The sequence below is a fragment of the Anaerovibrio sp. JC8 genome, assembly GCF_002100115.1.
Taxonomy (GTDB): Bacteria; Bacillota; Negativicutes; order Selenomonadales; family Selenomonadaceae; genus Anaerovibrio.
Map to the genome: position 1 here is coordinate 38,705 of NZ_ANBM01000017.1, position 8,169 is coordinate 46,873.

Below are 8,169 nucleotides of genomic sequence, written 5' to 3' on the forward strand. Positions count from 1 at the left end.
ATCATGCTCCTTATGGATTAAATTTAAACATCCCGTCGTAAAATGGTATAAGGCTCCACAGGCTGGTCCATCTTCATTTTTACCAGCTGCTGCGGATGGGGAGCCACATCAATAAGCTCACCCTCATCATTATACATTTCATCAAGAATCATGCGATATCCCGGCAAATTAGGCTGGAACACCTCAATTTCCTGACCCTTTTTCATGTTGTTCCGCTGCTCCACCATGGCATAGCCCGTGGCCTCATCGTAGGACAGCACCAGCCCCACAAAATCCGAGGTCTGCTCATAGGAGGTGGAGCCATAAATCTGGTCATCCTCTGTCGGCTTGTTATAGTAAAAGCCCGTGGTGTACTGACGGTGGGACACCTTCCCCAGCTCATCAATCCACTCCTGCTGCAGCTGAAAGTGCTCCGGGTCCTCGCAATAGCTGTCAATAGCTGCCCGATAAGCCTTCACAATGCTGGCGGCATAATGAACGCTCTTCATGCGGCCCTCGATTTTCAGGCTGTCCACCCCGCTGTCAATAACATCACCAATATGAGGCAGCAGGCACATATCCTTGGAATTGAAGAAATAAGTACCTCTGTCATCCTCCTCAATAGGGAAATACTGGCCCGGACGTTTTTCCTCCACCAGTGCATATTTCCAGCGGCAGGCCTGGGCACAGCTGCCACGGTTGGCATCACGGCCCGTCATATAGTTGCTCATCAGACAGCGTCCGGAATAGGAAATGCACATGGCACCATGAACGAACATTTCCAGCTCCACGTCACACTTCTCCCGAATGGTACGAATCTCACCAAGGGACATTTCCCGGGCCAGAACAACACGGGTTGCCCCCATGTCCGCCCAGGCATTTACCGTTACCCAGTTGGTATTATTGGCCTGGGTACTGATGTGAATATCCGTATCCGGAGCGTATTTCTTCGCCAGGGTGAAAATCCCCAGATCCGCCACCAGCATGGCATCCACCCTTATCTCATTGAGATAGGCCAGATACTCCGGCAGCTTCTCCATATCACTGTTATGTGGAAAAATATTCACCGTTACATAAACCTTACGGCCCATGCCATGGGCAAACTCCACCGCTTCCTTCAGCTCATCATAATCAAAATTGCCCCCGAAGGCTCTGAGGCCAAAGGCCTTGCCTCCAAGGTACACCGCATCGGCACCATATATAAGGGCCATTTTCAGCTTTTCCATATTGCCGGCAGGAGCCAGCAGTTCTGGTTTTTTTATCATCTATTGTTCTCCCTTGGCAACCGCCGGCTCACCGCCAGACCGTCACCGTCCTCACGAATCACAGTTTCAAATTCATTATTTTCACTGACGAGAGCTATATACTCCCGCAGTCTTTTTACTATTGTCCTAAAACGGCGCGGACACTCCACATCCCCCCGGACATAGCCCCTGAACAGGACATTATCCGCCAGCACCATGGCATCCTCAGTCAGCAGCGGATAAATCTTGCGGAAATAATCCGGGTATTGCCCCTTGGCCGCATCAATAAACACAAAATCGTATTTCCCCGTGAGCTTAAGGATATTCTCTCCCGCATCCCCCACGTGTATTTTAATACGGTCCTTGTACATGGAACGGTCAATATAGGCTCTGGCCACGGCAGCCCGCTCCTCCGACAGCTCCAGAGTATCAATTTCCACATCATCAGCAGCATTGTTGGCTATAAGCAGCCCGGAATAGCCAATGGCAGTACCGATTTCCAGCACCCGATGGGGCCTCCTGTCACGCACTACCTCCAGCAGCACCGGCATACCCTTTTCGTTAATGATGGGCACATGATTGGCCCGGCCATATTCTTCCATTTCTGCTATTAAAGCAGCAAAATTATCCATCAGCGAACCTCAGCCACCTTTGCCAGGTGTTCATCATAAGTATTGCTGTAGTAATTCCTGCCTTCACGGTCTGCCACAAAATAGAGATAATCAGTAGCCGATGGCTCCAGGGCCGCCTGAAGGGCCTTCAGCCCAGGACTGGCAATAGGTCCCGGAGGCAGGCCATAATTCTGATAGGAATTATAAGGAGAATCTATCTTGGTATCCGCAATGGACACATCCTCCTTGATTTCTGCCATAACATACTGAAGAGTAGCGTCACTCTGAAGTGGCATGCTGATATTCAGCCGCTTCCACAGCACCTGGGAAATAACCGGCATATCCTCCTCATAGCGGGCCTCTTTTTCTATAAGCGAAGCCATATTAACCAATTCATAAATGGATATATTTCTGGCCGCAGCCTGCTTTCTCATATCAGGAGTCAGCTTGTTATCAAATTCATCAATCATCCGCTTCATGACGTCCTCAGCGGTAGCATCATTGGCGAAATCATAGGTATCAGGGAACAAAAAGCCCTCCACCCGATAAACCGTGTTGTTGTGCTTTTCCATATAATCATAGGGTGCATAATCCTTGGCAGCCTTCAGAAAATCCTTTTCGTTACAGACACCGTATTCATCAAGACGCTTGGCAATTTCCTTCACCCCGTAGCCCTCAGGAATTGTAACCCTTACAGCCACGGTTTTGCCATTTATAAGAATGGACAGGGCATCTGCCGCACTCATATTCTTGGTCAAGGCAAAGGTTCCCACCTTAAACTTGGAGTCAGCACCGTTGAGCTTGGTGGCCAGCCAAAAGCTGGTGGTGGAGCTGATAACGCCCTTCTTTTCCAGTTCCTTCCCAATATCACCGCTGCTCATTCCCTTGGCCACATGAACGTAAACCACGTCCTTTTTGCCCTCCACGTCCATCGGACTGCCGGCCATGAAGGAAAAGAACACCACTGAAAATACCAAAACAAATACCACCATAACACTGGAAGCCGCTATGATGATATTTCTTTTTTTCCTGCTTATTTCTTCCGCACTTGCCTTGGAATCATACGATATAAACTCAGTTACAATATCTTTTAAGGAATCCTGCAGATTCTTAAAATCCAATGTATTCACCCCATATTCATATTCATAGTTACAGATAGTACTATAATAACATAGTCAGGGGCAAAGCACAAAAGGAAAGGGACAGTTTTGCCAACAAAAAAGACGGCCGCTTGAAAAGCAACCGTCCCCAATTTCCGGACTATTATTCAGCCTCTGCCTCATCCATGATCTTATTGTACTCAACCACTACTGCATCGAATTCTTCCTCAGGAAAATCAACGATGTACTCATCCTCGCCATTTTCATCCTTGACGATTTTTGCGATGGTTACATTCTCTTCCTCGTCGAAGTCCTCATCCTCTTCCACGTTGAGGCCCACCAGCAGGGCATACTCGGCGCCATTGAGAGGAATACGCATTTCCTCTGCAAAATAACGCTCATTTCCCTGATCATCCTGGAAGGTTACAATAATATCATCATCCATGAAATCCTCTTCTGGTACATTCTTGTTATCTGCCATAATTATCTCCTTTATAATCATCGGGCCCGAAGGCCACAAACTCGTCTGACTAACAATGGGATTTTACCCCATAGCCATGTCATTGTCAACCGTTGCCCCACGCTAACAGTTACTACAGCTCTTTTTCTTAAATGGGAGCTTAGTAACTGTAAAGCTCTGGATTTATTCGACTAAATTCAGTGGGACCTAAAGTTCCCACTAAATAAGTCTCATTTTACTATCCAGCCAGCCCTGCAGAATAAACACCGCCGCCATCTTGTCAATGACCTTTTTCCGCTTCTTGCGGCTCACATCTGCCTCAATGAGAGAACGGGTTGCCGCCACGGTGGACAGCCGCTCATCCCAGAGAATAATATTGGCATCAGGAATAGCCTTCTTGATTTCCTCACAGAATTCCTTGACGAATTCACAGCGTGGACCCTCGGTACCATTCATATTGCGGGGATAGCCTACCACCATTTTTTTGGTCTCGTACTCAGCCACCAGCTCCTGCAACCGCTTTATATCGTTCTCCATGGTAGTCCTGCGGATGGTTTCCACACCCTGGGCTGTCATGCCCAGAAGGTCGCTGACTGCAATTCCTATAGTTCTGTCACCTACATCAAGGGCTAAAGCTCTTTCCATTATTTCTTCTCCAAATATGACCTGATTAATTCTTCCAAAATCTCATCCCGCTCCAGGGTACGAATCTTTTTGCGGGCATCCTCAAAGCTGGTAACATAGGTAGGGTCGCCGGATAAAAGATAACCCACTAACTGATTAATAGGGTTATAGCCCTTCTTTTCCATTGATGAGCAGGTGCTCTTAATAATATTCTCTGCCTTATTCTCATCTGCACCAAAACGGAACATCATAGTTTCTTCACTGACCATACTTGCACCTCCAGTATTTGTCTAACATTTATACCAATAATATACCATAATAAGATGAAAAATAACAGTAAAGAGGTTAGTTACAAAAATTTACCACATCCGTCTTAGTGTGATAGCAGCCATAATATCCTTGTCATGGCTGCCTTTTTGTAGGGCAAAATCCCCAGCCAGAGTCCAGCCTGGGGCGAATTCTGCCTCGCCACCAAGGGACATGATGAAATGGGTCTTATCCTGCTGACCATACATCTGGTAGGTAGCTGTATTATTGCCAATATAGCCGTAGCTCAGCTTAGGGTCAGCCCCGGCAAAGGCGTGCTTGACGCCAAGACGCATGGCATAGCTGCCATTACCAAGATACCGCCTAAATTCCAGACCAATGCCACCGGCAAAATATGTATTGGACATGCTATCCACCCGCTGGCCAAAAATGCCGGCTCCATTCTCACTGTAACCATCCTGCCACAGCTGGGACAGCTGCACATTTACATAAGGGCTTATATGCCAAGTATTCATGTTCTTTGCATTAAGGTCATACTTATATTCTCCACCCAGCTCCAAAATTCGGCTGTTGTAATCAGCCTGAGCCTGCAGATTAAGCCCCGTAATACGTCTGGTCAAATCATTTTTCAGCCAGCCGTAGTCAAGATATACGTATCCTGAATGTGGTCCCTTGCTGAAGCCGCCATATAAGCCCAGACGGGTATCCTTTACCCCATTATGGGAGTAATTATCTGCAAAGGACATTTGACCATAACTGATAAAGGCTCCAGCCCGCCAATGCTTGCCATAAGCCCGGTCCCAGCCTCCGGCCACCGTAGTCCCCTGATAATAGCTGCTGCCGGTTCCGTCACCCCAGTTGCGGGTGGTCTTAAACCAGAAATCATTGTCCACGGGCTGAGCCAGCTTCATGGTCATGGAAAGGTTATTGTCCGCTTCTTTAGACTCCAAAGTATCCAGACTGGCTTTCGGCAGGGCCACCTCCACATCCTTGCGGGCAAAGGCCTCAGTAAGGCGGGAGGATACGAGATGGCTGTTCATACTATTGGTTTGAGCCATACTCATGCTTTGGGCTGACGCATTGGAGGAAAGGGATGAAAGGGCCTCTTTTGCACTGTTAGAATCAAGACTGTACAATGGACGCATTTCGTTGACCCTACTATCTCCCGTACTGGAAAGATGCTGATACATATCAGTCATAGCCCCATAGGTCTCCTGCTGATTGCCGTCCATTGACCCCAAATTATTGGCAGCTGTAGTCTGTACCTTGATATCATTGCCATCTATAATTCCAATGGTATTCAGCATGCCGGTGGCTGCAAAAGGATTGCCCGCCGAATTACCAACAGTACCATTAATTAGATTGGCCCGGAGCACTGTCATTTCTTCATTTGGCAATGCATTGGTGGCAGATATCACGGAACCGTCTACATTGGCTACTCCGTTATTAACTATTATCTGTCCCCTTGAACCGCCAGCATAGCCACGTAGTACTCCATCAGACGTCAAGTCCCCATTAACAGTCATATTACTGTCGACATCCTTTGCCCCGATGGAACCATGGTTATAAAAGGTACCAGTGGTATCATCTGAATAGCCATCCGCCATTTTATCAGACATATCATTTACAGTAAAAGTGCCGCCAAACAGAGAAGCATTCTTAGCCACATTTACATTCACCACATCAGCAGTACCGCCATAGGACAGAGTTCCCTTGTTGACATTTATTTTCATATTGTCAATGCCATAAATATTTCCACTATAGCTGAGAGTGGTATTAAAGTTCAAATTTGTAACTAAATCAGGAACATAACGGGAAAGCTCTATAACGTAACCATCATATTGAAGCTTTAATGGTTCCCTATCAGTCCCCTCTGTGGTATATGAGGCATCAGTAAAATGCTTCCACTCCGAGGTTATATCACCGTTGATGGAGGCCCCGTCGTTAATGTTTATGTTTTTTACCAGAGCATTTTTCCCGATATAGATAGCATTCTCCCCACCGGAGAGTCGGCCGGACAGATTATAGTTATCAACCAGAACGCCCTTCAGTTCATCATTGCACACATTGTAAGTGAACTTATCCATTTCGGTAAGCCCTGAATTTTCGGCAACATAAATATCGCCATTTCGATCATCCACCCAGCGTTTATACCGAATATAGGAACCCCGATACTCGTCCACGGCTCCGTTGGAGCTGGAGCCAAAATCAAATCTGGCTCCGGTGCCACCCTCACCATCGGCTGTTACTGTACCCTGCTGAGTAACATTTTGTCCCCGACCATAGGCCACCAATATACCATTGCCCCGATAGCCATCGGCGTGAATTTGGGTTTCAGACGGAATAATCAGGGTATTCTCTATACCGTCTACCCGGACACCAGTGGCACCAATCCCCTCGGTCAAAATATCCGCCGCCTGGGTAACAGTATTTCTTGAGCCATATATATGGAGACCAATCCCCAGCGGCACCTGACTGTAGTCAGTGGTATAAGCGGTTCCATCGGCATTACGGGCAAAAAAGCCCTGAGTATTGGTAATTATTCCCCCATCACCATATATGGAGTGGCCAAAATAGGCCTTGCGGTCCAGCTTATATCCCAAATCCTGCATCACCGCCAACTCTGCCTCCATAAAAGAAGTATAGTTGCTATATACGCGATGGCTCATCATTCCTGTAGTCTGGAGATGGGAGCCCTCCAGCCAGTAATATGTGTTAGCACCGATAGGCAGTCCTTCCCAGCCCTTCACCGGCAATCCAGAAATTCCCTGGAAGGTGGCACCGGCCAGTGCATCTGTTACATTTTCCCCAACAAAATAGGCGTTGCCCTGAGTACCAGTAAGGGATTTGTCAAGCATGGCATTATCCACTATAAAGTAATCCGACTTCTTGATGGAAGGTTTTAATGCCTTCAGCTCGTTAAAACGGGGGGTAGTAATAATTATTTTGCCCGGAGCTGCTTTATTCCCGTTTTGGTCCACCAGATGAAGATTCCAGGAGTCCGGGTCCGTTACCGTTTTTTCAAACGCCATAAACACTTCTTCCCCATCCTTATATGCTTTCTGTACCTCCTCACCTTTTTCCAGTATCTTCCCGTTTTTATCCAATATATTTATATTGGCAATTATTCCCAGAGCATGCCCCAACTCATGGCGGACAGTCGCAATATAGTCATTGGCCTGTTCATTGGTAGGCAGTACTGTATCCTTATCCATCCACCATCCCCGCTCGGCCCCTTCCCTGGCGGCCCCCAAATTATCACCGATAGTGACAACACTGAAGCCATATTCACCTGCCGGCGGCAAAGCCTGATTCAGCAACCTGACGTCATTAAGCTGTTTCCCATCCTGCAGCTGATCCATAACAAAAACCGACTCTGAATCATGTACTATATGCTTGTCATCAGCTATAAAATTTTTGGCACTTGCCAAGGCATTGCCGTATTTTAGCTTTGTAATGACAATAATCTGCCATGGGTTCTTGTTCTTGGAGCCTGGTCCCAGGACATCCGCCCAATAGGAGGTACCATCCTTAAGGGCCTGTTTCAAAGTCTCAGACAAGTTGTACTCCGCCGGACCCGCCAAATATTCCTTAGTATTCTTATTGTATACAAAGCCTTCTTTCTCAGCCAGTATATCCAGCTCCACCATTTCCTTGTCGCCCCAATTGACCACTTCCGTAGTCATGGCCCAACCGTAGGAGGGACTAAGTAATAAACCAACGGATACCGCCGTTGTTAATATAGCCAGCTTCCTTCCTGACAATATCTGCGCCCGAATCTTTTTCATCAACGCTCCCCCCTTACCACATCCGTCTTAATGTAATGGCCGCCATGATATCCTTGTCATGGCTGCCCTTTTGCAGGGCCAGATCCCCGGCCAGGG

The 8,169-nt window shown here is 47.4% G+C and carries 7 protein-coding genes; all 7 read right to left on the bottom strand.

The window, feature by feature from the left end; translation table 11 throughout:
* Positions 1-23: 23 nt before the first annotated feature.
* The 7 genes from D081_RS12030 to D081_RS12060 all read right to left on the bottom strand — a co-directional run bounded on the left by D081_RS12030 (position 24) and on the right by D081_RS12060 (position 8,073).
* Positions 24-1,244 carry a U32 family peptidase gene (locus D081_RS12030; protein WP_085024405.1) on the bottom strand — a complete coding sequence of 407 codons (1,221 nt, stop codon included), beginning with the start codon at positions 1,242-1,244 and terminating at the stop codon, positions 24-26.
* The gene (locus tag D081_RS12035) at positions 1,241-1,855 is read right to left on the bottom strand and encodes an O-methyltransferase (protein WP_085024406.1); all 615 of its coding nucleotides are present in this window, start codon (positions 1,853-1,855) and stop codon (positions 1,241-1,243) included. Before D081_RS12035 ends, D081_RS12030 begins: the two co-directional genes overlap by 4 nt.
* Positions 1,855-2,955: an endolytic transglycosylase MltG gene (gene mltG / locus D081_RS12040; protein ID WP_085024407.1), complete on the bottom strand. Its 1,101-nt coding sequence runs from the start codon at positions 2,953-2,955 to the stop codon at positions 1,855-1,857. Before mltG ends, D081_RS12035 begins: the two co-directional genes overlap by 1 nt.
* Positions 2,956-3,097: 142 nt before the next feature.
* Positions 3,098-3,415: a DUF1292 domain-containing protein gene (locus D081_RS12045; RefSeq protein WP_085024408.1), complete on the bottom strand. Its 318-nt coding sequence runs from the start codon at positions 3,413-3,415 to the stop codon at positions 3,098-3,100.
* Positions 3,416-3,613: 198 nt separating this feature from the next.
* Complete coding sequence (gene ruvX / locus D081_RS12050) at positions 3,614-4,039, bottom strand: Holliday junction resolvase RuvX (RefSeq protein WP_085024409.1); 426 nt, start codon at positions 4,037-4,039, stop codon at positions 3,614-3,616.
* Positions 4,039-4,287, bottom strand: a complete 249-nt coding sequence (locus D081_RS12055; protein WP_027397049.1) for an IreB family regulatory phosphoprotein — start codon at positions 4,285-4,287, stop codon at positions 4,039-4,041. Before D081_RS12055 ends, ruvX begins: the two co-directional genes overlap by 1 nt.
* Before the next feature lie 90 nt (positions 4,288-4,377).
* Positions 4,378-8,073 (bottom strand): autotransporter domain-containing protein, encoded by a 3,696-nt coding sequence (locus D081_RS12060; protein WP_085024410.1) that lies wholly within the window; start codon positions 8,071-8,073, stop codon positions 4,378-4,380.
* Positions 8,074-8,169: the final 96 nt, after the last annotated feature.

Bases quoted from the DNA above. Each gene is read 5' to 3' on its own strand.
- D081_RS12055 (WP_027397049.1), bottom strand. From the start codon at position 4,287: ATGGTCAGTGAAGAAACTATGATGTTCCGTTTTGGTGCAGATGAGAAT.
- ruvX (WP_085024409.1), bottom strand. From the start codon at position 4,039: ATGGAAAGAGCTTTAGCCCTTGATGTAGGTGACAGAACTATAGGAATT.
- D081_RS12035 (WP_085024406.1), bottom strand. From the start codon at position 1,855: ATGGATAATTTTGCTGCTTTAATAGCAGAAATGGAAGAATATGGCCGG.
- D081_RS12060 (WP_085024410.1), bottom strand. From the start codon at position 8,073: ATGAAAAAGATTCGGGCGCAGATATTGTCAGGAAGGAAGCTGGCTATA.
- D081_RS12045 (WP_085024408.1), bottom strand. From the start codon at position 3,415: ATGGCAGATAACAAGAATGTACCAGAAGAGGATTTCATGGATGATGAT.
- D081_RS12030 (WP_085024405.1), bottom strand. From the start codon at position 1,244: ATGATAAAAAAACCAGAACTGCTGGCTCCTGCCGGCAATATGGAAAAG.